At 43.8% G+C, this 25,306-nt stretch carries 22 protein-coding genes, 3 tRNA genes, 2 rRNA genes and 1 pseudogene; 12 read left to right on the plus strand and 16 right to left on the minus strand.

Annotation, left to right across the window (positions count from 1 at the left end):
* The first annotated feature begins 153 nt into the window (after nucleotides 1–153).
* The 3 genes from R8389_RS00360 (at nucleotide 154) to R8389_RS00370 (ending at nucleotide 3,349) form a co-directional block, all read left to right on the plus strand.
* Nucleotides 154–3,064 (plus strand): 23S ribosomal RNA (locus R8389_RS00360).
* Nucleotides 3,065–3,148: 84 nt separating this feature from the next.
* Nucleotides 3,149–3,265 (plus strand): 5S ribosomal RNA (rrf, locus tag R8389_RS00365).
* 11 nt (nucleotides 3,266–3,276) lie between these two features.
* Nucleotides 3,277–3,349, plus strand: a tRNA-Asn gene (locus R8389_RS00370).
* A gap of 79 nt (nucleotides 3,350–3,428) precedes the next feature.
* On the opposite strand, the gene R8389_RS00375 is transcribed toward R8389_RS00370, so the two are convergent.
* Nucleotides 3,429–4,250 carry a triphosphoribosyl-dephospho-CoA synthase gene (locus R8389_RS00375; protein WP_317637540.1) on the minus strand — a complete coding sequence of 274 codons (822 nt, stop codon included), beginning with the start codon at nucleotides 4,248–4,250 and terminating at the stop codon, nucleotides 3,429–3,431.
* 128 nt (nucleotides 4,251–4,378) lie between these two features.
* Complete coding sequence (locus R8389_RS00380) at nucleotides 4,379–5,569, minus strand: hypothetical protein (protein WP_317637541.1); 1,191 nt, start codon at nucleotides 5,567–5,569, stop codon at nucleotides 4,379–4,381.
* 147 nt (nucleotides 5,570–5,716) lie between these two features.
* On the opposite strand from R8389_RS00380, the gene R8389_RS00385 reads away from it, so the two are divergent.
* Both R8389_RS00385 and R8389_RS00390 read left to right on the plus strand, forming a co-directional pair.
* Nucleotides 5,717–6,904: a metal-dependent hydrolase family protein gene (locus R8389_RS00385; protein ID WP_317637542.1), complete on the plus strand. Its 1,188-nt coding sequence runs from the start codon at nucleotides 5,717–5,719 to the stop codon at nucleotides 6,902–6,904.
* A gap of 10 nt (nucleotides 6,905–6,914) precedes the next feature.
* A complete protein-coding gene (locus tag R8389_RS00390) occupies nucleotides 6,915–8,090 on the plus strand; it encodes a M20 metallopeptidase family protein (RefSeq protein ID WP_317637543.1) in 1,176 nt (391 codons plus the stop codon).
* Between the two features lie 75 nt (nucleotides 8,091–8,165).
* Here R8389_RS00390 and R8389_RS00395 read toward each other — a convergent pair whose 3' ends face one another.
* From R8389_RS00395 to R8389_RS00420, 6 genes are all read right to left on the minus strand, one after another.
* Complete coding sequence (locus R8389_RS00395) at nucleotides 8,166–9,560, minus strand: IS3 family transposase (RefSeq protein ID WP_317638217.1); 1,395 nt, start codon at nucleotides 9,558–9,560, stop codon at nucleotides 8,166–8,168.
* Between the two features lie 77 nt (nucleotides 9,561–9,637).
* Nucleotides 9,638–9,871: a cytochrome b5 domain-containing protein gene (locus R8389_RS00400; protein WP_317637544.1), complete on the minus strand. Its 234-nt coding sequence runs from the start codon at nucleotides 9,869–9,871 to the stop codon at nucleotides 9,638–9,640.
* An 88-nt stretch (nucleotides 9,872–9,959) separates the two neighbouring features.
* Nucleotides 9,960–10,829, minus strand: a complete 870-nt coding sequence (locus tag R8389_RS00405; protein ID WP_317637545.1) for a lysophospholipid acyltransferase family protein — start codon at nucleotides 10,827–10,829, stop codon at nucleotides 9,960–9,962.
* Entirely contained in the window at nucleotides 10,826–11,773 is a 948-nt protein-coding gene (locus R8389_RS00410; RefSeq protein ID WP_317637546.1) for a glycosyltransferase family 8 protein, read from the minus strand. Before R8389_RS00410 ends, R8389_RS00405 begins: the two co-directional genes overlap by 4 nt.
* A gap of 23 nt (nucleotides 11,774–11,796) precedes the next feature.
* Nucleotides 11,797–12,636 carry a glycosyltransferase gene (locus R8389_RS00415; RefSeq protein ID WP_317637547.1) on the minus strand — a complete coding sequence of 280 codons (840 nt, stop codon included), beginning with the start codon at nucleotides 12,634–12,636 and terminating at the stop codon, nucleotides 11,797–11,799.
* Between the two features lie 11 nt (nucleotides 12,637–12,647).
* Nucleotides 12,648–13,412 (minus strand): lysophospholipid acyltransferase family protein, encoded by a 765-nt coding sequence (locus tag R8389_RS00420; protein ID WP_317637548.1) that lies wholly within the window; start codon nucleotides 13,410–13,412, stop codon nucleotides 12,648–12,650.
* A 290-nt stretch (nucleotides 13,413–13,702) separates the two neighbouring features.
* Between R8389_RS00420 and deoC the strand changes: the two are divergent.
* Both deoC and R8389_RS00430 read left to right on the plus strand, forming a co-directional pair.
* Nucleotides 13,703–14,409: pseudogene (gene deoC, locus R8389_RS00425) on the plus strand (deoxyribose-phosphate aldolase).
* Between the two features lie 113 nt (nucleotides 14,410–14,522).
* Nucleotides 14,523–15,242 carry a GntR family transcriptional regulator gene (locus R8389_RS00430; protein WP_317637549.1) on the plus strand — a complete coding sequence of 240 codons (720 nt, stop codon included), beginning with the start codon at nucleotides 14,523–14,525 and terminating at the stop codon, nucleotides 15,240–15,242.
* A gap of 55 nt (nucleotides 15,243–15,297) precedes the next feature.
* On the opposite strand, the gene R8389_RS00435 is transcribed toward R8389_RS00430, so the two are convergent.
* From R8389_RS00435 to R8389_RS00455, 5 genes are all read right to left on the minus strand, one after another.
* Entirely contained in the window at nucleotides 15,298–16,023 is a 726-nt protein-coding gene (locus tag R8389_RS00435) for a DUF4097 family beta strand repeat-containing protein (protein ID WP_317637550.1), read from the minus strand.
* 265 nt (nucleotides 16,024–16,288) lie between these two features.
* Nucleotides 16,289–17,071 (minus strand): DUF4097 family beta strand repeat-containing protein, encoded by a 783-nt coding sequence (locus R8389_RS00440; protein WP_317637551.1) that lies wholly within the window; start codon nucleotides 17,069–17,071, stop codon nucleotides 16,289–16,291.
* A gap of 18 nt (nucleotides 17,072–17,089) precedes the next feature.
* Nucleotides 17,090–17,998, minus strand: coding sequence for a DUF4097 family beta strand repeat-containing protein (locus R8389_RS00445; protein WP_317637552.1), 909 nt, complete (start codon nucleotides 17,996–17,998; stop codon nucleotides 17,090–17,092).
* Entirely contained in the window at nucleotides 17,998–18,639 is a 642-nt protein-coding gene (locus R8389_RS00450; RefSeq protein ID WP_317637553.1) for a DUF1700 domain-containing protein, read from the minus strand. Before R8389_RS00450 ends, R8389_RS00445 begins: the two co-directional genes overlap by 1 nt.
* Nucleotides 18,623–18,946, minus strand: coding sequence for a PadR family transcriptional regulator (locus R8389_RS00455; RefSeq protein WP_317637554.1), 324 nt, complete (start codon nucleotides 18,944–18,946; stop codon nucleotides 18,623–18,625). The genes R8389_RS00450 and R8389_RS00455 overlap by 17 nt, the downstream gene beginning before the upstream one ends.
* A 141-nt stretch (nucleotides 18,947–19,087) precedes the next feature.
* Here R8389_RS00455 and R8389_RS00460 point away from each other — a divergent pair, with 141 nt between their 5' ends.
* A complete protein-coding gene (locus R8389_RS00460; RefSeq protein ID WP_317637555.1) occupies nucleotides 19,088–19,486 on the plus strand; it encodes a zeta toxin family protein in 399 nt (132 codons plus the stop codon).
* A gap of 143 nt (nucleotides 19,487–19,629) precedes the next feature.
* Here the strand turns inward: R8389_RS00460 and R8389_RS00465 are convergent.
* The 3 genes from R8389_RS00465 to R8389_RS00475 all read right to left on the minus strand — a co-directional run bounded on the left by R8389_RS00465 (nucleotide 19,630) and on the right by R8389_RS00475 (nucleotide 20,373).
* Nucleotides 19,630–19,705: transfer RNA gene (locus R8389_RS00465), tRNA-Lys, on the minus strand.
* A gap of 250 nt (nucleotides 19,706–19,955) precedes the next feature.
* The gene (locus R8389_RS00470) at nucleotides 19,956–20,237 is read right to left on the minus strand and encodes a SemiSWEET family transporter (protein ID WP_317637556.1); all 282 of its coding nucleotides are present in this window, start codon (nucleotides 20,235–20,237) and stop codon (nucleotides 19,956–19,958) included.
* A gap of 63 nt (nucleotides 20,238–20,300) precedes the next feature.
* A tRNA-Lys gene (locus R8389_RS00475) sits at nucleotides 20,301–20,373 on the minus strand.
* A gap of 137 nt (nucleotides 20,374–20,510) precedes the next feature.
* Between R8389_RS00475 and yycF the strand changes: the two genes are divergently transcribed.
* The 4 genes from yycF to R8389_RS00495 all read left to right on the plus strand — a co-directional run bounded on the left by yycF (nucleotide 20,511) and on the right by R8389_RS00495 (nucleotide 25,294).
* On the plus strand, nucleotides 20,511–21,236 hold the full coding sequence (yycF, locus tag R8389_RS00480; RefSeq protein WP_317637557.1) for a response regulator YycF: 726 nt from the start codon (nucleotides 20,511–20,513) through the stop codon (nucleotides 21,234–21,236).
* A gap of 63 nt (nucleotides 21,237–21,299) precedes the next feature.
* Nucleotides 21,300–23,156 carry a cell wall metabolism sensor histidine kinase WalK gene (gene walK, locus R8389_RS00485; protein ID WP_317637558.1) on the plus strand — a complete coding sequence of 619 codons (1,857 nt, stop codon included), beginning with the start codon at nucleotides 21,300–21,302 and terminating at the stop codon, nucleotides 23,154–23,156.
* Nucleotides 23,146–24,471, plus strand: coding sequence for a hypothetical protein (locus R8389_RS00490; protein WP_317637559.1), 1,326 nt, complete (start codon nucleotides 23,146–23,148; stop codon nucleotides 24,469–24,471). The genes walK and R8389_RS00490 overlap by 11 nt, the downstream gene beginning before the upstream one ends.
* A 1-nt stretch (nucleotide 24,472) precedes the next feature.
* Nucleotides 24,473–25,294, plus strand: a complete 822-nt coding sequence (locus R8389_RS00495) for a two-component system regulatory protein YycI (RefSeq protein ID WP_317637560.1) — start codon at nucleotides 24,473–24,475, stop codon at nucleotides 25,292–25,294.
* Nucleotides 25,295–25,306: the final 12 nt, after the last annotated feature.

A 25,306-nucleotide genomic window follows, 5' to 3' on the forward strand; every position in this document is an offset into this window, starting at 1 on the left:
ACACTTTGTAAACATTGTTTAGTTTTGAGGGTAGTACCTCAAAGAGTTAGTACATTGAAAACTGAATATAATCCAAGAAAAAACCGAGAAACAATCAAATCAAAAGAGAACAGATTGCACGAGCGACCGAGAAGAGTAAGATCTTAGAAGTAAGGTCAAGTAAAGAAGGGCGCACGGTGGATGCCTAGGCACAAGCAGGCGAAGAAGGACGTGACGAACCACGAAAGGCTTCGGGGAGCAGTAAGTAAGCGATGAACCGGAGATATCCGAATGGGGGAACCCAATGCATGAAGATGCATTACTAATAAGTGAATCAATAGCTTATTAGGGCGAGACGCAGTGAACTGAAACATCTAAGTAGCTGCAGGAAGAGAAAGAAAAATCGATTTCCCAAGTAGCGGCGAGCGAAACGGAAAGAGCCCAAACCAGATGATTTATCATGTGGGGTTGTAGGACTGCAAGCAGGTAGCGTAAGTGATAGCAGAATTACCTGGGAAGGTAAGCCAGAGAGGGTGAGAGCCCCGTAAGCGAAATTGCAAGCGCGCCGAGCAGGATCCTGAGTAGGTCGGAACACGAGAAATTCCGATTGAAGCAGCGAGGACCATCTCGCAAGGCTAAATACTAGCATGTGACCGATAGTGAACCAGTACCGTGAGGGAAAGGTGAAAAGAACCCCGGAAGGGGAGTGAAAGAGAACCTGAAACCGTGTGCCTACAAGTAGTCAGAGCCCGTTAAGGGGTAATGGCGTGCCTTTTGTAGAATGAACCGGCGAGTTACGTTAATTAGCGAGGTTAAGTCCAGAAAGGACGGAGCCGGAGCGAAAGCGAGTCTGAAGAGGGCGAGCGAGTTAGTTGATGTAGACCCGAAACCAAGTGACCTACCCATGACCAGGTTGAAGGTGCGGTAAAGCGCACTGGAGGACCGAACCCACGTAAGTTAAAAATTGCGGGGATGAGTTGTGGGTAGCGGTGAAATTCCAAACGAACTTGGAGATAGCTGGTTCTCTCCGAAATAGCTTTAGGGCTAGCCTGGTGCGAGGATGATCATGGAGGTAGAGCTCTGTTTGGACGAAGGGCCCATCAAGGGTTACTGAATTCAGATAAACTGCGAATTCCATGGATCAAAGCACTGGAGTCAGACTGCGAGTGATAAGATCCGTAGTCGAAAGGGAAACAGCCCAGATCACCAGTTAAGGTCCCAAAATCTATGCTAAGTGGAAAAGGATGTGGAGTTGCGTAGACAACTAGGATGTTGGCTTAGAAGCAGCCATCATTAAAAGAGTGCGTAATAGCTCACTAGTCGAGTGACTTTGCGCCGAAAATTTACCGGGGCTAAGCATAGTACCGAAACTGTGGATGTGTAGTAATACACGTGGTAGGAGAGCGTTCTAAGCGCGGAGAAGCTTAACCGAGAGGATAAGTGGAGCGCTTAGAAGTGAGAATGCCGGTATGAGTAGCGCAAGATAGGTGAGAATCCTATCCGCCGAAAGACTAAGGTTTCCTGGGGCAGGCTCGTCCGCCCAGGGTAAGTCGGGACCTAAGGCAAGGCCGAAAGGCGTAGTCGATGGACAACAGGTAGAAATTCCTGTACTGCGTTAGATCGTTAAAAACGAAGGAGGGACGCAGGAGGCAAAGAACGCATGGCGCTGGAAGCCCATGTTTAAACGATAAGTGTGGAGAAGAGTCAAATGCTTTTTTCCAGAAAGCACAAGTCGTGATGAGGAGCGAAATTAAAGTAGCGAAGGTTCTAGAGTCACACTGCCAAGAAAAGCTTCTAGTGAGAGCTAACGTACCCGTACCGCAAACCGACACAGGTAGTCGAGTGGAGAACACTAAGGTGAGCGAGAGAACTCTCGTTAAGGAACTCGGCAAAATAGCCCCGTAACTTCGGGAGAAGGGGTGCTGGTGTAAGAGCCAGCCGCAGTGAATAGGCCCAAACAACTGTTTATCAAAAACACAGGTCTCTGCAAAGTCGAAAGACGACGTATAGGGGCTGACACCTGCCCGGTGCTGGAAGGTTAAGGAGAGAGGTTAGCGCAAGCGAAGCTTTGAACTGAAGCCCCAGTAAACGGCGGCCGTAACTATAACGGTCCTAAGGTAGCGAAATTCCTTGTCGGGTAAGTTCCGACCTGCACGAAAGGTGTAATGATTTGGGCACTGTCTCAACGAGAGACTCGGTGAAATTATAATACCCGTGAAGATGCGGGTTACCCGCGACAGGACGGAAAGACCCCATGGAGCTTCACTGCAATTTGATATTGAGTAGCTGTTAAACATGTACAGGATAGGTAGGAGCCAGAGAAGATAGTACGCCAGTATTATCAGAGGCAATGTTGGGATACTACCCTTGTTTGATGGCTGCTCTAACCAGGGCCTCTAAGCGAGGCATGGGACAGTGTCAGATGGGCAGTTTGACTGGGGCGGTCGCCTCCTAAAGAGTAACGGAGGCGCCCAAAGGTTCCCTCAGAATGGTTGGAAATCATTCACAGAGTGTAAAGGTATAAGGGAGCTTGACTGCGAGAGCGACAACTCGAGCAGGGACGAAAGTCGGGCTTAGTGATCTGGTGGTACCGCATGGAAGGGCCATCACTCAACGGATAAAAGCTACCCTGGGGATAACAGGCTTATCTCCCCCAAGAGTTCACATCGACGGGGAGGTTTGGCACCTCGATGTCGGCTCGTCGCATCCTGGGGCTGAAGTAGGTCCCAAGGGTTGGGCTGTTCGCCCATTAAAGCGGCACGCGAGCTGGGTTCAGAACGTCGTGAGACAGTTCGGTCCCTATCCGTCGTGGGCGTTGGAAATTTGAGAGGAGCTGTCCTTAGTACGAGAGGACCGGGATGGACATACCGCTGGTGTACCAGTTGTTCTGCCAAGGGCATAGCTGGGTAGCTACGTATGGAAGGGATAAGCGCTGAAAGCATCTAAGTGCGAAACCCCCCTCAAGATGAGATTTCCCATACGAAAGTAGTAAGACACCTCAAAGACGATGAGGTAGATAGGCTAGGAGTGGAAGAGCCGTGAGGTTTGGAGCGGACTAGTACTAATCAGTCGAGGACTTGACCAAAGTGAGTGCAAGCTAAAGATTGCGGAAGGTAAATTTCGAAGGATTATATTTAGTTTTGAGTGTAAAAACTCAAAAAGAGAAAAGTACGGTGGCAAGAGCAAGAAGGAAACACCTGTAACCATGCCGAACACAGCAGTTAAGCTTCTTAACGCCGAGCGTAGTTGGTGGGAGACTGCCTGCGAGGGTAGGACGCTGCCGTGCTTTTTTAATATTCCGGCTTAGCTCAGTTGGTAGAGCGCTTGACTGTTAATCAAGATGTCGTCAGTTCGAGTCTGACAGCCGGAGCAAGTGAGAGAAGAGGACCTGGGGGTCCTCTTTTTTGCGTGGATAAATAAGTTGCGGAGATAAAGTTAGCTTCGCTTTTTCAGATATAACCACGCTCAAGGGCAACAAAAATTGTGACAATTAAAAGATCGGCACAGCCGCCTAGGCTGTAATTATTAGCCAAACATTCAGCGTTAAGTTGTAAGAGTTTTTGCCTTCCTTCAGTAGTGGCATAGCCGCCTGCGGTTAGATATGCTGCCGCTTTTTTGTGCAAGCATCGAATTGAGTCATAACTACCAGCGCGTTTAATAAAGTTGCTGTCCTCTGTTATAGTGGCAATCTTCATCAGTGTATCTAGGAGCCTGGTCTGAAAGCTTCCCGTGCTGTTTTTTAGGAATGGTAGAGCTGTATCACGGACGACTGGATAGCCCTGTTCAGCTTGAGCGCGAGCACCACCGGCTCCGTACTTGTAAAATTCCTGTTCGCCAGCGGTTTTAAGTTGGTTATTTTGCACTAAGTCGTGTTTCACTAAGCCGTTGCACATCTTCTGAATAGTAGTAAATAACTCGGTATGGTTTGTTGTGCAGTAACTTTCAGCACAGACAAAAATGCCCAGAGCGAAAATCGCACCTTTATGAGTATTGATTCCATTAGTTGCAGTTACCATTTTTTGTTCAGCTGTAATGCCTTTTTGCCGCAATTGGAAAAACAATTGGGTAAGGTCCGTCTTAGTGAAGGTTCGTCCAAGCGTTTCTGCGTTGGCAAAGTATTCTTCTAGGCTCAGGCTACTATTGACGAAAGTATAAACATCCATGTCTGGGTGTGGCCCCTGGTTGAGTGGATCAACTAGGCCAGGCTTGGGTAGAGTAACAAGTTCGTATAGAAGTGCTTTCAGCGCATTTTGGGTAATTGAATTAGTCATAAGGGTATTTTAACTTTTATTTTACAAAATTCAATAAATAAAAACACCAGCTAGATTCATACTAGCTGGTGTTTACTAATTGGCCTGTTTAGGAATTTTAAAAGTAGTACTCTTGTTTATGCGGTTTTTTACAGCAACTTTAAAAAGATTGAAGCAATAATGATCGAAGCTACTGATACCGTGGCAAAACCGCCAACTAGCATTTTAGGCATCATGTGATCAATCAGGTAAGCTTCTTCGTTCTTGCTGCCAGCAACTTCATGGGAAACCTCCTTAGTAATGATGTAGTCCGCTGGGAAGCCGCACAAGGACGTAAGTGAACACGCATAGGCCATTTGCCAGGTCATTTTAAAGGGTTTGGCTAGTAAACTGGAAGCAATCAGCATCCCCAGTAAGCCAAGAACGATTAAAACAAGAATTTGACCGATAATTGTGCCCATTTGCTGAGGCGTGGTAATACTCAATTGAGCAAAGATATATGCCATTAGACCATACATCAACCAATTAAAGACGCCGGCCTTATTTAAAACATCTGACTCCAAAAAGCCAAATTGGTGGGCCAGAACACCAAAGATTAAGCAAACTACGTTCGAATTCAGGTCAATATGAGCGTAGTTTTTTAGCAGAAAGGAAAAACCGTTACTTAATAAGGCAATTAAGGCGACCTTTGCCAAAATAAAGGCAGAAGTCTGATATTTTGCTGGTAATTTTTGGAAGAGACTTTTATCTTGCACACTTGTTGTTGAGGCGGTATTGGTCGCTTGCTCTTTCACTGGGTGTTTCTGATATTCAGTGACTAAGCGGCCCCCCTCTTTTTTCAATAACCAAGAAATGAGCGGATAACCGAATAGGGAGTGGAGGACAAACATAGAGACTGGCAGGGCCACAAGGTATTGAATACCTTGTGCTTTTAAACCGTCAGTCATGAGCAAGGCTGAAACCAGCCCCCCAGTCAATGGCGGAATAGCAGCGACAACAGTATGCCAGTTAAAAATCGCCGTGCCAATCGTCAAAGTTAAGATTAAAGTTCCGCAAACACCTAGCAGGGCGATACAAACAGCCCGCCACTGTTGTAAAAGCTCTTTTAGACTCATCAAAGTACCCAGGTGGACAAGCAGTAAGCCAACACAAATTGTGCTAAAGTTGGTGTTAAATGAGGCTGTTGCGACAATATCTTTGGGCAAAATCGTCCAGTAACCTATTACAAACAAGGCAGCCGTCAAGAAAACGGAAGGAATATATGTATGTGTCAACGAAGATACCCATTCTCCAAGCATTAGGAACAACATTACGACTAAAAATGCGATGATATATTGCATAACTGTGACCTCACTATCATTCATTCGAAATTGAACATATGATACCTAACTCAAAAAGTTAAGTCAATGAAAAATTAAAATAAAATTGACTTTATTTTAAAACAACATTATCATTAGTTAAAATATTTAATAATAAGGAGAATATTTATGACAAGTATACTTTTTCACCATTTCTCGTTATTTGACGGGACTAAAGAAGAACTTCAATCAAATTCCTGGATGGTGGTTGACAATCAAACTGGAAAAATCATCGCCGCAGGAGTGGATAATCCACCAGTGGCTGAGCAAAGTATCGACTTGGAAAATAAGTATGTGATGCCGGGACTAATCAATTGCCATACTCACGTTACGATGGATCCGGCCACTAGCGATGGTGGCACAACTGCCAATATTGTAGCTTCCACCGTGCGCGCAATTCATAATTTACATACACTACTAAAGTCAGGCGTTACTTATATTCGGGAATGCGGCAGTACTTATGATATTGACATTACTTTAAGCAAGTTAGTTGCAGACGGCACGATTGGCCAGGCACCAGAGATTATGCCGTCTGGGCAAGCATATTCAATGACTGGCGGTCATGGTGATTTCCCTAACTTTGGCCACTTAGTTGACTCGCCCGATGAAATGCGCAAGGCTGTTCGTCAGGGTCAAAAACGCGGCGCCAAAGCGATCAAGGTAATGGCCACGGGTGGCGTGATGACTGAAAATGACTTCATGCACGATCCGCAATTAAGCACAGCTGAAATTCAGGCTGCTGTTGAGGAAGCCCATCATAAGGGTAATATTGTTGCAGCTCACGCTGAGGGTAATCCTGGTATTTTAAATGCCATTAAAGCGGGCGTTGATTCGATCGAACATGGTTTTTACGTTAATGACGAGGAGATTGACTTAATGTTGGCGCAGAAAACTTATTTGACGCCAACAATTATTGCCGACTGGGCGATTCCCAAATATGGTCACGGTATTCTACCTGAATGGGAAATTAAAAAGGCTGCTGATGCCTATGATGACCTATGCCAAAATATTGCTCACGCTCACCAACGCGGAGTTGCAGTTACTTTGGGCACGGATGCGGGTACGCCGTTCAACGATTTTTCTAAGACTCCAATAGAATTTGAACTGATGGTTAAAGATGGCTTTAGCAATTACGAGGCCTTAATCACGTCCTGCCAAAATTCAGCTAAGTTGATGAAAATCGATGACGAATATGGCACGCTCGAGACGGGCAAGTATGCCGATTTTATTGTGTTAGATGAAGATCCACTAGAAGATGTTAAGGCAGTTCAACAAGTAGACAAGGCAGTTTACAAGAAGGGTCAACGGGCTTATTAAGGAGCAAAAAATGGAACAGCAATCATGGTTTGAACTCATTCCCCAAGAGGATCTAATTAAGTGGCGGCGGTATTTTCACCAGCATCCTGAATTGTCCTTCAAGGAAACCGCAACAAGCAAGAAAATCACCGAGATTTTAGAATCATTCGGTCATGTTGAAGTTACCCACCCCACATCGACTAGTGTATTGGGGACGATTACGGGTAACTACCCTGGCAAAAAAATCTTGCTGCGTGCTGACATAGATGGCTTGCCTGTAGCCGAAGAAACCGGGTTATCATTTTCCTCCCACAATGATGGTGTAATGCAGGCCTGCGGCCACGATACCCATACCGCAATTTTACTCGCGACCACCCAGGTTTTAACACAATTGCGTTCTAAGTTGCATGGGACTGTCCAGGTAATTTTTCAGCATGCCGAAGAACAGGTCCCGGGTGGTGCAAAAGAAGTTGTCGCGAGTGGTCTATTGCATGATTTAGATGGTGTTATCGGCTTACACATCATGACAGGATTAAAAACTGGTAGTATCAATATTGTTGATGACGGCCCTGTTTCCACGGGGGCGGATGCCTTTGAAGTAACGATTCAGGGCCGTGGCAGCCATGGTTCAATGCCCCAAGAGGGTGTCGACCCGATTACTGTAGGTACTGAGATTGTTAACCAATTGCACACGATTACTTCTCGGTTCACTCCACCTAAGGATCTTAATGTTGTCACGGTTGGCAAGTTCAATGCGGGCACAGCCGTTAATGTTTTGCCTGACACAGCTATCTTCGGCGGAACTGTACGGACTGTTGACGAAAGTACTAGACAGGCTATTGCTGACAGGATTAAGAAGATTATCAAGAATACATGTGATACGTACGGTGCTACTTACAAGCTAGACTATCAATTTGCCTATGCCGCAGTGCAGAATGATGCTCTACTGGCACAGTTAGTTAAAAAGAGTGCACTCAAGGTCTTACCTAAAGAAATGGTGCCAGAAGGCGCAATGATGAGCGGCAGCGAAGATTTTTCGGCCTATGGTAAGGTGGCACCGCTTTGCTTCTTTCTGCTTGGCGGGGGAACGGCTGAAGAGGGGTACCCTTATTCCAACCATAGTCCGAAGTTTATAATTAATGAAGCTGCCCTAATCAACGGGGTCAAGACCGAGGTTGCCAGTGTCTTAGAATTGCTAAAAGAATAGTTGCTATTTCCAGTTAAAATAAAAAACAGGTATGCATTTGATGTGAACCCCAAAATTAGGACAGTTTAATAAATTTTAGCTGAGGACTAACTCCCGATATTCAAGCGGGGTTAGTCCTTTTAGTTTGGTCTTGATTCTTTTGGTATTGTAGTATGTAATATACCTTCTGATTGCTTCTTCTAGTACAGTTATATTCTTGAAACTTTGTTCAAAGCCGTAGAACATTTCCCTTTTTAAGATGCCAAAGAAGTCTTCCATCAGTCCGTCATCTAAGGAATTGCCCTTGCGTGACATGGACTGGTCGATGCCGTGGTCTTTAAGCCAGGCTTGGCATTGCGGGTGCTGGTATTGCCAACCCCGGTCCGTGTGAAAGACCAGACCGTTCAGACCGGGGTGCTTGAGCCAGGCCTGCCTTAACATGTCCATGGTCTGTTTGAGGTTAGGGCTACGTGAAATGGTATAAGCAATAATCTCCTGCGTGCAGCCGTCAATGATGGGTGACAGGTAAGTCTTCTGACCCTTTAATTTAAATTCAGTCACGTCTGAATACCACTTGTGCTCAGGGTAAATCGCCCCCAAATTGCGTTTAACCAAGTCGGGCTTGATTGGTCCTTGGATACCGCGGTAGCTCGAATACTTGTGCCAGCGTTTACTGACTAAGCCAAAGAGTTTTAGCTTGCTCATCAGTCGTTGCACTTTCTTGTGATTGATTATTAGGCCACGCCGCCTGAGTTCCAGGGTAATGCGGCGGTAACCATAACGATGTTTATGTTCTTCATAGATGCCCTTGATTTCTACCATTACGGCTTTGTTGTCTTGATCCTGATGGCTCTTCTTAAGCGTGTAGTAGTAATTACTGCGCGACAAGTGTGGTAGGTCAGGATTGGCATTAATGGTATCAAGAATAAAGGTCACACTAACTTTGAGTTCGTGCCTTAGTTCGGTAACTGCCTGAGCTATTTCCGCGGCTTGCGGTTCTTGGCCCGCTGGTCGACTAAGACTTGCAATTTTTTTACGAATTCGTTCTCGATGGTCAGCTTTAAGTTCTGCTGGCGTAAGCGCTCGTTCTCTTGCTTTAAGCGGTGGTTCTCCTGCTTGATCAGTTGCTCTTTTTTGGTCATGGCGTCGTCGTCCTTTCTGGTGGTTAACGACATTATACCCATTTTCACGGTATTGGCGCAGCCAATTAGCCAACATGCCGGAACTTTTTAGTTCCAGATCAAGTGATACTTGATACGTGGACTCGTGTTTGACTAGCACCCGCCTAATCGCCTGCGCTTTAAACGCAATTGAATAGCTTGTATATGGCTGATCCAAAATAACTAAGCCATGACGCTTAATGGGGGCTAAGAGATAATTAATAGTCGATGGATTAACCCGGTAGCGGTGACTCAATTCCTTAGACCCAACCTGATAGTTTTGCCAAAGATTAAAGATATCAATTTTGTCTTGTTTAGATAATTTAGTCATCATAAAAACCCCGAAGTTGTCTTAACTTCGGGGTTCACATCAATTGCATACCTGTTTTTTATTTGGTTAAGTGGTAATTAACCTTCGTAAGTACCAACTTTTTCAAGTTTGTCCAAAACTGCCTTACCATGAGGTGCTTGGTTAATTAAATCAGTCATGTCGCTACCGGCAACAGCACCACCAAAGTGAGCACCGTTAGTCCAGTATGAGTTACCGGTTACGTCGTAAACGGCACCATCAATTGCTACATAAGCGGGATTACCGTTCTTACCATCATATTTTGCTAAAGTTTCTTTTGTGAATTTTTCCATTTGAAAAACATACCTTTCTGTAATTAGATTAAAAGACATAATCTAGTAACAGGATAGTCTATATAGAGTGTTAAGTCAAATTATCTGTTTAGTTAGTTGACTGCCGCCAACCGGCAATGTCCCAAGCCGTGAAGCTGTAATCGAGTTTGCGGTGGTAAACTTGCTCGTAAGCGGTGACCTTCTGCTGGTAATCTCGCTCCATCATCCATTTGGAATTTTCGTTGACACTTAATTTAGTATTGGGATAAATTGGTGGTAAAACATGTACAATATACTTTGTTTTCAAAAAATCGGGATGTCCCTTTTCCAGCTTATTGCTAGTTTTAATTTCGATAAAAGTGGAAATAATAGGAACATTTTGCAGGGCGGCAAAGTAGTAAGCACCGCGTTGAAACTTGCGCGGCTTTCGGTAATTCCACCACATTTCCTCTTCAGGATAAATCAATACCCAATGGTCATCATTAAGCGCCTCCCGGAGGTGATTCGGAAATTCATGCCCAACGTAGCTGGGACTTTGGACCAGTGGGATAGTACCAACGTAGTTCATTAAATAGCACAGCAAGCCGGGCAGCTTGAGGTTAGTATCCTCAATGGTAATTGATAGGCGGTGGTGTGTCTTACTGGCTAAATGCTTAATAGGGAGCGAGTCGAACTGGTTAAAGTGATTAGCAGTGATAATTGCGCCGCCGCGTGGCAGATCAGCTAAGTTTTCGACCCCCGTAAACTTGGTCGTGGCCGTAAAAAAACGCATTAAAGCGGCAAAAAACAAGTGACCAATACGGTCATTTACTTTGCCTTTAAGGCTGGCTTGATCCTGCCAAAACGCCTCAACCAGCTCCTTACGTTCGTCTAAGGATAGTTCTGGATCACCAACTTCAACCTTGGCATTCCAGTCACCACGTTCGACAGCCGCTTTAATATTTTTAATTACTTGTTCACGGTTGGCACCAATAATCATAAACTGACGGTTCCTTGTTTCTTTACTTGTGCCCAATTGAGCGGATCATTAACAATTTTGTCTTCTTTAGCTAACATCTGGTCGAGCTTGTGGCGGTCGACAGCACGCTGCTTGTCGGTATAGTCTGCCAGTTCGGTCTTTAATTCCTGATAGAAGTGGGTTTCTTTCGCACTGTCCCAGAAATATTGTTCATATTGAACACCAGTGAAGTGCCATGGCTTAAAAAATAAATTGTAGTGAATGATGCTGGGGGAGGTTGACGGGACGGTATGATCGTTAGGCATTGCATCCCATTTGGGGTCGAGGTGCAGAATACGCTGATCACAAATTTCGTTTAAATAGTCTTGGTCAGGCGCAATACAGTCAAAGTGATACTTTTCTAAGAGAGTAGTGAAGTGGTTGATAAAGCCTTCGTTCCGGAGGGCCTGGCAGTTCAAAAGGAGGACGCCAGAATTGATGTATTGCTTGGGATCAAGGCCTAAGACGGCCTTAATATAGATAAGCATCTTGTTAACGTACTGAATTGATGAGTCGCTGCAGGCGGCCAAGAGCTGGCTGCCTAAGTGGGTGTCATATAACTTGCCGAGGTCATCATTGATGATGGTATCACTATCAAGGTAAATTGCTTTGTCGTACTGCGGAAAAAGATTGGGAATAAACAAGCGGAAAAAGATTGACATTGTAAAAAAGTCACCCCGCAAGTAGTTCTCACTGCGGTTTTGGATGGTGGTAACAAGGTCGTCATTAATCGTAAAAAATTCGATATGAACGTTTGGGCTACCAAGCTGGCGTAAGTCCTGCATGTGTCGGTCGGACAGGTCCTGACTCAGGAAATAAACGGTGTAGTCACGCTGGGAGCTGGCATGTTTGACCAAGGAGTTGAGTGAAACTGCAGCATATTTGGTATAGTCGTCGCTGATAGCATAGAAGACAGGTATGGTCATAGATTATTTTTCTCCAATCAAGGTTATTTTTTGACGAGGTTGCCCCTTAAATCAAGGTAACGGTTTAGCAAGTTGTCGTACTCATGCAAATTTAAGACCTCATGGACCCGGTCAACTTCCCAAGGCTTAACGGTTTGGGTATGAAAAACGGGCCAGAAACGAAAGCTGGTAGTAAAGTGTTGGATGACGGTGTCTGCCTGCAATTTGTACTGTTCGTTATAGCGCCGAGGAGCAATTTTCTTTTTTCGGGCAAAGTAATTGAGTGCAGACTGGTCTGGCATCAAGATAGTGTGGGTTTGCAAGAGGCGTCGGACCTTGGCAAACAGCTTGGTCTGGCGAATTTCAGCTAAGTTGAGTAAAAGGACCCCGGAATTGACGTAGTCAAACATTCGATGCTCATGGATGTTGTGGAAAAAGAAGCGGCCCCAATAATCTAAAACGCCAATGAATTCCGTGTCGCTCAAGTCCTGCTGGTAAAAGCTGATGAGACTGCGGCGGACAATTAGGTCAGTGTCAAGGTAAAGGAGATGGTCAGGAAGCTGTGGTACTTCATCTGCAAAAAGTCTGAGCATAGCATAGGGCGTAAAGTGAGTACTCATGTTAGCTAGTAGGGGTTCTTGGACAAACAAACCGGTACAATCGATTAATTTTAGCGTATTTTGGGAATTTTGTTTAAGCAAAAGCGTCTTTAAGTAGTCGGCGGCATGTTTGGAAAAGGGACTAAATTTTTTCTTAGCACTTTGGGTATACATGGTCAGGATGTAGATATGAAGCTCTTTTGCTCCGCTGTTTTTTAACAGGGAAAGAATCGCAATCAGAACGCCATCTTCTGCGTTATGGTCGCCGCAAAAAAGAATGTTCATTATATAACTCCTTAAACTAATCTTTGGTATGTGTAGTATTGATAATTGCTCAAGTGTGCCCGCCTTTGCATTGCTGCAGAGATTTGCGTATGAAGCTGTACCTGTGCCTGTTTTTTGTCTAAGTGTCTATCTGGATAAAAGGGTCCGTCAATGTAGACGGTTATCCGCGGTCGTTTGCCCAAATGGAGACGTGAGTAGGTTGTGGTCATCGTAAAGCTGGGCGCGTGGAGCGCAACGGGGAAGTGCATACTGGTTTTCGTAAATGGCCGAATTTTGGTGTAGTAAGGCCAAACATGCGCTTCAGGATATATTACCACGGTCTTTTTAGCTTGGATAACCTGGGTCACGGCGCTGATTAATTTACCAGATTGCTTAAGGTTTTGTCCTACTGGCAAAGCAAAGTAAGGCAATACCAACTTTCCCAAAATTGGTATGCCCCAATTTGCTGGCGCGCCAATTGCGTAATAATTTTGCCAAGGAACGAGGCTGAGTGGTAGCACGATATCGCCAAATGGCTGAGTGTGGTTGCCATAAATGAAGTAACCCTGGTCGCTGACCAACTGCAGTTTTTCCTTGCCGACAATCTGAATGCGGGCAATTGCCCTCACATAGACCAAACTGATTAAGCCACCGCTTAGCCGGATAATTTTAGCCCAGGCCTTGCTTGCGCTCGTCGTCGGAAAGATAGAGTAGTTGTCAGGCAGTTGATAATCCTGCTGCCGACTGACGACTAAGTCATCGGTTAGGTGGTGATAATAGAATTTGCGCTCCGCCATGAAACCCTTCTTTCAATTAGACTATTAAGTAATTTTATCATGAAATGCACGGGATTAAAAAGAGCTACTACTGTGGTAGTGGGTAAAGAGAAATACTTAGCTTTGCGTGCGCAGCGCCAGCTAAGTTGAGTATTCTTATTTTTGTAATTACATATTATTAAATTTATCAAATCAGTGAAGATTTATTTTTGCTAAAATTTCAATATTTTTTGAATTTTTAAGCTGCATTGACAAGATATATTTTTAAGCTTAAAATTATTTATGTAATAACAAAAATGAGAACGAAGACGATGAAATACAGCATTGATGACTTTGCCCAATTAATTGATCATACTAACTTGCATGCCGCTGCCACTGAAGCTGATATGGAAAAGCTTTGTGAAGAAGCCCAAAAATACCATTTTAAGATGGTGGCAATTAACCAGGTCCAAACGAAATATTGTGCAACACAGCTCAAAGGAACCGATATCCATACGGGTGCAGCGATTAGCTTCCCTTTGGGCCAAACAACGATTAAATGTAAGCTGACTGAAACTAGCACCGCCTTGCAAGGTGGAGCAAATGAAATTGATTATGTTGTTAATGTGACGCAAGTACGGGCCCATAACTGGGATTATGTTGAAAGGGAAATGAAGCAGATGGTGGATTTGTGCCACGAACACCAAGTACCATGTAAGGTGATTTTTGAAAATTGCTATTTGACTAAAGCTGAAATAAGCAACTCGCCACAATTGCCAAGCGCATTAAGCCTGATTTTATTAAAACTTCGACTGGCTTTGGTGTTTCCGGTGCAAAGGTAGCAGATGTCAAGTTAATGAAAGAAATCGTTGGCCCGGATGTAAAAGTTAAGGCTGCCGGCGGTATTCGTAGTACAGATGATTTTTTGGCCATGATTGCGGCAGGAGCTGAACGAATCGGTACCAGTGCGGGCGTCAAAATTATCGAAGCGCTCAAACAACGCTTTAATGAAGACGACATTACAACAATTGAAATTTAAATTAACGAGTAGCCCAAAAAAGTCAGTGTTGGCAAAGACTAATTTTGCTTTACACTGACTTTTTGCATGGTATAGTAATCATATAATGTCATCAGGAGTAGCGGAGGGTCAAATTGTCAGAAAAAGAAACACCCAAATATCAACTAATCGCTAACGATCTTTTACATAAAATTCAAACTGGAATTTATCCGCAAAACTCGATTATTCCGCCTGAAGTAGAGCTGGCTGATCGTTATCAGGTGAGCCGGCCGACTGTCCGGCAGGCGATTTCAACCCTGGTTAACCAGGGTTATTTGGAACGCCGCCGTAAGCGGGGGACGCTAGTCAAGAAGGTCAAGATTGAACAGGAATTTACGCATTTAATTGAGAGCTACAGCACGGAAATGAGTGCCAAAGGCATTTATCCTAAGACTAACCTACTCTATTTTGATGAAGAGCCAGCAACGGCTGAAGTCAGCCAGAACCTGCAAATCGGTCTCAAGGCACCAGTGTTTAAGCTAGTGCGGTTGCGGTATGCTAACGATCAGCCGATTGTTTTAGTCACGACATATGTACCCCAAGAACGAATACCGCAACTGCTTGACTATGACTTTGCCCAGGCTTCCTTATATCGTATCCTCGAAAAGTACCAACTGAAAGTAACCCGAGTGGTACGGAAACTAGAGGTCATGGAGGCCGACGAAACAACCGCTAATCTGCTAAATATTGCGGTTCACAAACCAGTTTTTTACTTTCATACGCAAGGTTTAACTGCTGATGAGCGGCCGATTGAATTTTCAATTGCTGAATATCGCGGTGATCTTAACTCCTTCGTCATTGATGTGCAACGCTAACAACTAATTAAAGGGTCCAAACTTGATTAAGTTTGGACCCTTTAATTGGCATGACCTAGTTGATCTTAACCGAACCAGCTGCTGCTAAGACCGTAAGTTTGTTTACACTTGACAGATTCTTACTAAAATGGTGACCGACCCGCTGGCCGTGATAAGTGATTGTGCCGACTGAAGCTGCCAGGTCGTAACCAACGTCTGGACTTTCGGTCAACGAAAGGGAGCCAGCAGTTAGCGTAAGGCGATTTTGTCCGCGTAATTGATGGGTGTCTAACTTGACTGAACCGGCATTTACTTCTGCTTGGATGGTTAGGGCACTATCGCTGATTTTTAAACTGCCAGCATTAAGGACAGCAGTAGTCTTGCGCTGCACTGTCACCTTAGATAAGGTACTCGAGCCGGCATCCATGTCAATATTTAACTCATCAAAGGCAAGTTCGGTCAAGCTGAGGCCACCAGCAGAATTGGCAAAGTCAGCTTGTTTCAGTTGAGCTGCTGCAGGTACCGTGATGATGATACGGGGATAATCGATAAATGACTGGGATTGCAGGTGCTGTCTTTTTTCGATAATCACCAGCTTCTGGTCCGCAACCTCGACCTTAACGGCATCCTTATTTTTACCCATAATAGTGACATGGTATGCATTGCCAGCATGCATATCGATGCTGAAGGCGGTTGTCTTGACAGCAATATCGGTAAACGCGGGTAGGTTCATCTGCCGGGGATGAGGATCGGTAACTTTATGATGGTCGCTGCTTGAAAAATGATTGATGATTCTGAACATGGTTGAAATTCCACCTTTCTAAGTGATTAATTGATGATACTTTTATTAAACACTTATTTTTCAGCCATTACTAGCTCATTTTGGTAAGCGGTCGATATTAGTAACTAAGCGGTCGATAATTACCGTCATCAACCAATTTAGTGTAAGTAAAAGAGCTTGAAACCAACTAAAGCTGATTCGCAAGCCCAAATAGCCACTAACATGTTTAGCCCGATTTTGGGGACTGTTTTTAAGCTAACTTTTGTCCTGGTCAAGTTTGCGGCAGCTAGTTAATCTTGATTGAACCAAAATCCGTCTCTGCTACTAGCTTGTTTTTAGCCGAGGCCTGCACTTCAAAATGGTGCCCCTGATTTTTGCCGTGGTAGGTGATGGGACCAAATGAAGTGGAGAGGTCATAACCGATGTCAGGAGCCTCTGTCATTGATAAGGAGCCCGCATTTAAACTAAGTATACTAGTACCATGGAATTTACTATGATCAATCTTAACCGCTCCGGCATCAACTTGAGCCTTAAGGCTCAACTTACTGTGACTAATCTTTAGACTACCGGCATTCATGATTGCCCTTGCCCGGTGCTTCACCGCGATGTCGTTTAAGCTAGCCGCTCCGGCATTTAAGTCTAACCGTAATTCTTGCATAGTCAGGTGGGCGAGGTCGACGCGCCCCGCATTGGCAGTAACCACAACCTGCTTTAGGTGAGTGGCAGCACGTGGCACCGTAATCGTAACTTGAGGCTCATCGTTTGCTGGTTGCCGGTGGTAATTTTGCTCGCGAATGACCAGTGTTTGGTTCTTAACCGCTATTTTCAACTGATGCTGGTATTTACCAGAAACTGTCGCATGGTAGCTAGAACCGGGACGTAGGTTGATGTTATAGGCTTTAACGTCAGCGTCAACCGTTGAAAACTTGGTCAAACTAACTTGCCGCCCAGCTGTCTCTACTGGGCGGTCATTCATTCTGCCCCAGCCCGGGATAAAGGCGGTACCAATGCCTAAGAAAATGACCCCAATAATTAGGATAATTAAGGCAAATTTACCAAATTTTTTCATGGTATTTTCCTTCCTGGATTAATATATCTTAATGTCGCCGTCACCGCTGGTAACCTTCAGGGTCGGTGCCCGCGTTATCTTCTTGCTATAGTGCCCGCGATAGCGGCGATTACCCAAGCGAATATCGTCATCGTCATCAGCTGAGAGGTCATAACTGATACCGGAGCTTTTATCCATTTCGAAATCACCGTCATCCAACTTAAAAGAGGTATTGCCAAGGAGCTGGGAGTTGCTGATTGTAGCATCGCCATCAGCAAGCGAGGCTATGAGTTGAAGCTGGCTGCCGGTAATGTTTAGGTCCCCATCACCCAAGTTAAGCCCACCTATTATCGTTGAATCGGTTACCTTCATGTCGCCCTCTTCTAATCTGATGTTGGCTTTTTTGACTTTGACATTGTTCATAGCAAGGTCCCCATCATTTAGGGTTAAGTCAATTGTGGAGATAGCTAGATTGTCTAAGTAGAGGTCACCTTCTTGAGTTTGCCCGGTCAGGTCAGTCAACCTAGCAGTAGCTGGGATGGTAATGGTTATATCGTAGCCGTGATGCCACCTAAAGAAAGAATTTTGGGCTGCATCAGAAATAAGCAGTTCTTGGTTTTTGACTTTTGCAGTAATTCTTTTGCCTGCGGGGCCGCTGATAGTTACCTGATATTTTTCTCCCTTGGCAATATGAACATCTGGGCGGGAAAGATCAAGGGTGATTTTAGTGAATTGCTTGACTTTAAAGCGCTTATTTTCGATTTTGCGCTTGTCCCAGTCATCATCATCGTCATCGTGATCGTGATGATGATGGTGATGTGAGTGAACTCGAAATTCGCTTGCTCCCCAGTTGCTAATTTCGCGGTTATGGTCGTGCAGTTTGCCAAAAATTAGTAAAATCAGGCCGATAATTAAAATGACACTGCTAATTTGGTAAAACTTCTTCATTATTTTTTCTCCTGCTCTTTTTTGTTGGTCCTATAGTACTGATTGTTGAAAACTTTCTTGCCTAAATAGCGAATCAGTCTAGTACATTCTGCGATGATAAAGTCAATGGCTTTTCCAATGGCCGGTGTGACAACCATGACCAGACTGCAGATAATTAGCACCGCCCCAATATAGAAGCAGCCGGCAGCCCATTTGCTGGTAAAGAGCAAGGTAAAGGCTTTGACTAAAATGGCACCGCCGCTGACAATTAAAGCTAGGAAGATAGCAACGATTCCGCTGAACAGCCCCAAGCAAAGAGCTAGAACAGCTAGAATAATTGCAAAGAATGCAATCACTATGGGAATGCCAATCGGTGCAGCACAGATACCAAGCAGAATGTACCAAATTGCTTTGAGATTGAGCTTGGAAGCGTGGTGGGTAGCTTCTTGGCGGGGTTCATCGGTTGTTGAGTAATCAGCTAAAATCTTGTGAGCTAGTTGACGCGGGCTACCTAGCTCTTGTTCAATTGTCGACCGTCTGACGAAGTCACCATCAAGTAAGAATTCTCGGTAAAATTCAATCACATCCTGACGATCTTCAGCAGGCAGATCAGCTAAATATTTTTCTAGTTCAAAAATGTAGTCCTCAATTGCTTGTGCCATTGTCTTCTCCTAAGGTCTGGTCGATATTATTACTGAATTGCTGCCATTCAGTTTGAATGGTTTGTAGTAAGGCAATGCCATCATTAGTGATGTGGTAATAACGCCGATTACGCCCCTGGTAGGGCTCATCATAAGTTTCCAGGCAGCTTTGGCGCTTTAACCGGCGCAGAATTGGATAGACGGTTGATTCGGAAATATTGAAAACCGATTGCACCTTTTGGGTCAGCGCATAGCCATATAGGTCATCCTGCTTGAGGAAGGCCAGGACGGCACCGTCTAGTAACCGCGTTGGGATTTGGATTGCCATGCTTTCGCTCCTTTGACATTATAGATAATATAATATTGTATTTTTTAAAAAGCAAATATGCAAGTTTAAATTGCATTTTTGTGATAAAAACATCAAGATGTTACCGACCACCATAAAATAAGTGGTTAAAGAGGTGAAAAAATGAAACCAATTCTGATCGTAATTAGGGGTAATTCGGGTAGTGGTAAGACAACCGTAGCCAATATGCTGCAGAAACATTTGGGCTATCGTAAATGTCTGCTTTTGCATGAAGATACGTTACGGCGAGATATTCTACATGAAAATGAGAACGCTGCTGCACCAATTGTGAATATGATTAGATTAATGATTGATTTTGGGATAAGAAATTACCAAGTAACTATTTTAGAAGGAATTTTGGTCAACAAAAAATATGGTGAGTTGTTAAAAGAATTAGAAATTAAACTTGGCGAAAACTTTCGGGCATATTATTTAGATGTTCCATTTGAGCAAACAATTCTAAATAATGCACAAAAAAAAGCAGCCATTCTCAAGTCAACAATTAAAAAAATGGTGGCTTGATAACGACTACTTGGGTAATTATGAATGCAGGTTGCAAAATCTGGATAAGATTAAGGTGGTACAAAAAATCAGCACGAATATTGCTAAACAGTAAGAAAAAGCGCAATAAAAAAGCACCGCCTTCTCGCAGTGCTTCCTTATTTTGGTGGGTGGCCAGGGGCTCGAACCCTGGACCCACGGATTAAGAGTCCGTTGCTCTACCAACTGAGCTAGCCACCCAGGTCAACTTCGTTGACAATTAAACATAATAGCAATTATTTGATTGTTTGACAAGCTTTTTAAGTAAAAATACTGTAGCAATAGTTGAGACAGGCATGCGTTTTTTGTGTAGTGCGCCAGTAACTAATCTAAGTCTGATCATAAAGCAGCAAGGGTTCAACTGCTTACAAGTTAGTGAACTGAATCGCAAAAATCAGCCATTCATTAGTAAGAAATCTGTTAAATGACTGATTTTGATAATAATTGGCTCTTATAATGCGGTCAAAAAAGTTACAAGTCCTAAGACAATTCCGGGTAAATTAGCAATGATCACTGGCCAATCTTTTTCAGCTTTGATTAAGCCATAGCTCACCCATAAGGCACCATTCAACGTAGCACATAATGGTTGAATTGGATTTCCCTTAACCCCAGTAAGATTATTCATAATTTGAGGAATATATGAAACGTACATTAGGATTGAAAACAAGGTGGCACAACGACTGACATAGTAGAGTAAATCATGTTTAATTCGTTTTGTTTTTGGTGGTTCCATTATTTCTTCCTTTTGTTAAACTAAAAACAGCAGCTTTTAGACTGCTGTCTTTTTTAATTATGATGGGTGGCCAGGGGCTCGAACCCTGGACCCACGGATTAAGAGTCCGTTGCTCTGCCAACTGAGCTAGCCACCCAGGTAAGTTTGATAAATTACCAACGAGGACTATTATGCTATTATTTTACTTGAATTGCAAGTTTTTTTATTAAGTTTTCGTGACTTTTTTGGCTAATAAGCCAAAAAACAGTATAATGTAAACAAAGGAGGCTTTTGATGTCAAAGAAAATTCTTGTTGTTGATGACGAAAAACCAATTTCCGATATCATTAAGTTTAATCTGACTAAAGAAGGCTTCGACGTCGACACCGCATACGACGGGGAAGAAGCTATCAAAAAGGTTGATGAGTATAATCCTGATCTGATGATTTTGGATTTGATGTTGCCCAAAAAAGACGGCCTGGATGTTGCCCGCGAAGTCAGGCAAAGCCACGATCTGCCCATCATTATGGTGACAGCTAAGGACACTGAGATCGATAAGGTCTTGGGGCTTGAGATGGGGGCGGATGACTATGTTACCAAACCTTTTTCTAACCGCGAACTGGTTGCCCGGGTCAAGGCTAATTTGCGGCGGCGCAATATTGCAGAGAAAGCTGAAAAAGGCGAAAATGCTGCTGAGGGTGCTGCGACTAAGAATATTACGATTGGCAACTTGGTGATTATGCCCAATGCCTATATTGTTGAAAAAGAGGGTAAAAAGATTGAACTTACCCACCGGGAGTTTGAACTCCTCTATTACTTAGCCCAGCACATGGATCAGGTAATGACCCGGGAGCACTTGCTGCAAACGGTCTGGGGCTACGACTACTTTGGTGATGTCCGTACTGTTGATGTGACGGTCCACCGACTACGTGAAAAAATTGAGGATAATCCAATTTTACCGCAGATTTTGGTTACTCGTCGTGGTGTCGGCTACTATGTTAAGCAGCCTACTGAAGACTAATGAAGAAAGCCCGCAGAAAATCTTAGTGCGCGGCTTTCTTTTTATATTGAACTTAGCAAAATCATGAAAAATCTCAAAAAAAAGTTTAAACATCTAACTATTTCTATTAATACCACCATGGCTATTGTGTTCATGGCGATGATTATTGCCACGATTGAGGTGATCGGGGCTTATTTTACGAGGCAGCTGGAACAAAACAGTATTGAAAACTTTCAGTCGTCAATTCAAGTATTGCCAATCGTATCTAATCAGTTGTCGATGCAGCTGTTAAAAGATGACAAGCATTCAGATAACAAGTTAAATCAAATTGTCAACGATTACAGTAACGGAATTGGCACCATTAGTGAGATTATCGTGGTTGATAATAAGGATATTATTCGGGCGGTTTCAAATTTAGATGATAAAAACCGGATCGGTCAACGGGTCAACAATTCGCTCGTCAAACAGGTAACGTCAACCGGCCGGCAGGTTACCAAGGTAGTCAATGACCAAGGCGATTACATGATCCAGGTTACCCCCCTGAATGCTGGTAATGGGTCGACTAATAACGTTGGTGCAATCTATGTCCGGGCCTCAATGGGGGGCGTTTTTAGCGAATTGCGGAACATTTCGCTGATGTTTCTGATTACCTCCTTGATTGCGGCGCTGATGGGTGCGGTACTGTCACTCGTTGTTTCGCATGCGATTACGAAGCCGATTGAAGAGATGCAGCGACAAGCATTGAGTATTGCTGATGGTGACTATTCCAGCCAGGTGAAAATTTATTCTAATGATGAACTGGGTCAGCTGGGCCAGGCATTTAATACTTTATCCATCCAGATTGAGCGGTCTCAGGAGGAGTCAGAAAGTGAGCAGCGCCGGCTAGACAGTGTTTTGTCCCATATGAGCGACGGGGTTTTGGCGACGGACCGGCATGGCAATGTTAATGTTGTTAACCAGATGACCCTTAACTTTTTGGATACAACGGAAGAAGCGGTTATTAATAAGCCTATCTCAACGGTCTTAGGGTTAACGGAGTCATCGCAAGACCTGATTGCCAGTCAAAAGGGAATTGCCATTACCGTTAATGAAGGTACGCGGGACGAAGTGATCTTGCATGCCAGTTTTTCCCTGATTAAAAGGGTGACAGGCTTCGTTTCGGGTAGTGTTTGTGTGTTGCACGATATTACTGAACAGCAAAAGAATGAGAATTCGCAAAAGCAGTTTGTATCTAACGTGTCGCACGAATTGCGCACGCCGTTAACTAGTATGCATGCCTATATTGAGACGCTAAATGAAGGGGCGTGGAAGGATCCCGAAATTGCTCCCAAGTTTTTGCAGGTTACTCAAGAAGAGACTGAGCGGATGATTAGGATGATTAGCGAACTATTAAGCCTGTCTCGCATGGACCGAGGAGTTTCTAAGCTTGACTTTGAATGGGTCAACTTTAACGACTTTGTGGCGCATATTTTGGATCGGTTTGACATGATTGTGAAGACAAATGAAAAAGAAGGCAAGAAAAAGTATACCATCAGGCGCTATTTAGGTTCACAGGCCTTGTGGGTTGAAATCGACACTGACAAAATCGCCCAAGTGATTGACAATATTATGAATAACGCCATCAAATATTCACCTAACGGTGGCGTCATTACAGTTAAATTGAGTAGTGAGCAGCACCGGGTTGTATTAAGTATTGCCGATCAAGGTCTAGGCATCCCACGTGAAGATTTGAAAAAAATCTTTGACCGCTTTTACCGTGTTGATAAGGCTCGTTCTCGTGCTCAAGGTGGTACGGGCTTGGGCCTGGCGATTTCAAAAGAAATAGTAGAAGAACACCACGGCCAAATTTGGGCAAGCGGTAGTGAGGGTAAAGGGTCAATCTTTTACATTACGCTACCGTATGAACCGATGAGTGAGGGGGATGATTGGGATGAAGTCTAAGTTAAAGTTAGGAGATTTTATACTCTTGCTGGGAACGGTAGCAGTCTTTCTGCTATCAATCTTTTTATGGATTTTTATCATGGTTAACGACCAGTACTTCAGTCATGTTGAGCAGACCAGCAGTGTGACGGAACACTCGCGGAGCCGCATCGTATACAATCTATACATCCCCACTAGCTCCTATAGCTATCAAAACGGGCAACTCTACCGCCTTTACGATGCAAAAAAGAATCTGCCGATTGAGTTCATCAGAGAACTAAAAAACACGAAGTATCAGGGTGTTGAAAAAATCAGTACCAGCCCTAAAAAATATGAGCAACTACTTAACAATCATGACAACCTTCAGTTGACATTTCCTAACGAAGTCAGCATGAACTTGTTTACCAAGACTAGTCCACAAAAAAATGAGCCTAAGTTTCGGCGGGTCTTCGTTACTGCTAGTGACCGTTACCTTTACTTGGGTAATGACCGAACTTATACTATCTACCGAGTGAACTTTACCAAAGCTGATTTTTCTCGCTTACGCAAATATGCCCGCAATGCTCATGGTAGGTCACCAGTTGAATTGGTGCGTTTAAAGGATGGCTATGAAGTCTTCTATACTAAGCTGGGTCACTGGCGAGTTTATAGCTATTTGACCAATAGCCAGACCGACTCATACTTCGTTTCGCGACTCTTTGGGACCAGCAATGTGACTTCGAGCTCAAATAAAAAGGGCTGGACTACTTATGCACTCAACTATTATACGAAGCTTCGTGTACCCGATGCGAAGAGTAAGCACCATAACTTTCTTTATTCACGTTATGAAAAGCAAAAGAGTGAGTCGACTAGTAAGCGGCAGCTAGACAGTGTTGAATATGTGCACAAGCTTGGCTTAAGTGAGCAAGATTTACGCTACTTTGATACGGTTGGTAATTCCGTAAGTTATATTAACTACATTGAAGGGATTCCGGTTTTCTTAGATAGCCATAATCCTCAAGTAAAGGCGACTTTTTTACAGGATGAAGTGGAACTTGCCTTTAATAACATTGATTTACAGATTCCGATCCCCTTTGACGGGCAAATGCGGACCTTGCCAACAAGTGGTGAAGTGATGAAAAAAATGCTCAATGTGGGGCTCAAGCGCTCTGAAATTCAACGGGTGATTGTTGCTTATCGCGTTGAACAGGACAATACTCGGAATAATTTGATCAATTTGGTACCAATCTATTACGTTAAGGCTTATAACCAATGGAAGAGCGTGGTTGAATGGGCAAAGCAGGATCCTAATGCGTTAGCTAAACTACATCAGGCAATGGCAAAAGAGGAGAAATAAGATGGATCGAAGAAGGATTGAATGGTTATTCTTCATTGTTTTCTTGTTAATCGACCTATACCTTGGGATTGAAATATGGCGTTCGCCGATTAAGCTAAGCAATACAACGGGAACAACCGCAATTAGTATTCGTGCTGAAATGCGCGCCGACGGGATTGATGTGCCACTCCATATTTCGCATAAGCAACAGTCAGGTTACTACTTAGCAGCTAAAAACAGTGATTATTTATCACGTAAGACGAGCAGTCTGACCAAGGTATCAGCGCATTATGCAAAGGCTGAAAACGCACTGACGGGGACGCCTAAGTCGCCCCAGTTACTTAATGGCAATCATAAAAAAATCTTAGAGCAATTGGACGACTTTAAAAATGATCCAACCTGTGTTCCCTACGGTAAAAAATTCAAGTATGATCCGAGTACTTCAAGCGGTAATACCTATTGTTATGTCCAAAATTCAGATTATGGCCAGATTTATGACAATAATGCCCAACTAACGATTAACCTGCGCGATAATCGCATTGTTGATTACAAGATTACTTACATGGGACCAATAAATGCGGTGCGTGAACCGCAACTAATTATCAGTGCCTGGCATGCGGTTAAAGCAATGTACACTGATAGTGAAATTGCCAATAATTCGCGTGTAATCAAAGTTAGTCTAGGTTATTCCAAGCTGACGGAAGTCCGGGGTAATACCATTCTGCTCCCGACATGGTTGATTTTAGTTGAAAATAAGACAACTAAGAATATTATGATTAAGCGGGTTAATGCTTTTACAGCACAAATTCTGCAAAGTAGCTCCTATAATGTAAGGAAAAACTAGAAAGGAAAAATT

It is taken from the genome of Lactobacillus xylocopicola (assembly GCF_033096005.1).
GTDB lineage: Bacteria > Bacillota > Bacilli > Lactobacillales > Lactobacillaceae > Lactobacillus > Lactobacillus xylocopicola.

What these genes read in the sequence shown, in the direction of transcription:
- R8389_RS00405 (WP_317637545.1), bottom strand. Translation starts at nt 10,829, where the DNA reads ATGATTATTGGTGCCAACCGTGAACAAGTAATTAAAAATATTAAAGCG.
- R8389_RS00410 (WP_317637546.1), bottom strand. Translation starts at nt 11,773, where the DNA reads ATGACCATACCTGTCTTCTATGCTATCAGCGACGACTATACCAAATAT.
- R8389_RS00440 (WP_317637551.1), bottom strand. Translation starts at nt 17,071, where the DNA reads ATGAAAAAATTTGGTAAATTTGCCTTAATTATCCTAATTATTGGGGTC.
- yycF (WP_317637557.1), top strand. Translation starts at nt 20,511, where the DNA reads ATGTCAAAGAAAATTCTTGTTGTTGATGACGAAAAACCAATTTCCGAT.
- R8389_RS00445 (WP_317637552.1), bottom strand. Translation starts at nt 17,998, where the DNA reads ATGAAGAAGTTTTACCAAATTAGCAGTGTCATTTTAATTATCGGCCTG.
- R8389_RS00380 (WP_317637541.1), bottom strand. Translation starts at nt 5,569, where the DNA reads ATGCAATATATCATCGCATTTTTAGTCGTAATGTTGTTCCTAATGCTT.
- R8389_RS00400 (WP_317637544.1), bottom strand. Translation starts at nt 9,871, where the DNA reads ATGGAAAAATTCACAAAAGAAACTTTAGCAAAATATGATGGTAAGAAC.
- R8389_RS00470 (WP_317637556.1), bottom strand. Translation starts at nt 20,237, where the DNA reads ATGGAACCACCAAAAACAAAACGAATTAAACATGATTTACTCTACTAT.
- R8389_RS00435 (WP_317637550.1), bottom strand. Translation starts at nt 16,023, where the DNA reads ATGTTCAGAATCATCAATCATTTTTCAAGCAGCGACCATCATAAAGTT.
- R8389_RS00390 (WP_317637543.1), top strand. Translation starts at nt 6,915, where the DNA reads ATGGAACAGCAATCATGGTTTGAACTCATTCCCCAAGAGGATCTAATT.
- R8389_RS00455 (WP_317637554.1), bottom strand. Translation starts at nt 18,946, where the DNA reads ATGGCAATCCAAATCCCAACGCGGTTACTAGACGGTGCCGTCCTGGCC.
- R8389_RS00415 (WP_317637547.1), bottom strand. Translation starts at nt 12,636, where the DNA reads ATGAACATTCTTTTTTGCGGCGACCATAACGCAGAAGATGGCGTTCTG.
- R8389_RS00420 (WP_317637548.1), bottom strand. Translation starts at nt 13,412, where the DNA reads ATGGCGGAGCGCAAATTCTATTATCACCACCTAACCGATGACTTAGTC.
- R8389_RS00460 (WP_317637555.1), top strand. Translation starts at nt 19,088, where the DNA reads ATGAAACCAATTCTGATCGTAATTAGGGGTAATTCGGGTAGTGGTAAG.
- walK (WP_317637558.1), top strand. Translation starts at nt 21,300, where the DNA reads ATGAAAAATCTCAAAAAAAAGTTTAAACATCTAACTATTTCTATTAAT.
- R8389_RS00495 (WP_317637560.1), top strand. Translation starts at nt 24,473, where the DNA reads ATGGATCGAAGAAGGATTGAATGGTTATTCTTCATTGTTTTCTTGTTA.
- R8389_RS00375 (WP_317637540.1), bottom strand. Translation starts at nt 4,250, where the DNA reads ATGACTAATTCAATTACCCAAAATGCGCTGAAAGCACTTCTATACGAA.
- R8389_RS00490 (WP_317637559.1), top strand. Translation starts at nt 23,146, where the DNA reads ATGAAGTCTAAGTTAAAGTTAGGAGATTTTATACTCTTGCTGGGAACG.
- R8389_RS00385 (WP_317637542.1), top strand. Translation starts at nt 5,717, where the DNA reads ATGACAAGTATACTTTTTCACCATTTCTCGTTATTTGACGGGACTAAA.
- R8389_RS00450 (WP_317637553.1), bottom strand. Translation starts at nt 18,639, where the DNA reads ATGGCACAAGCAATTGAGGACTACATTTTTGAACTAGAAAAATATTTA.
- R8389_RS00395 (WP_317638217.1), bottom strand. Translation starts at nt 9,560, where the DNA reads ATGACTAAATTATCTAAACAAGACAAAATTGATATCTTTAATCTTTGG.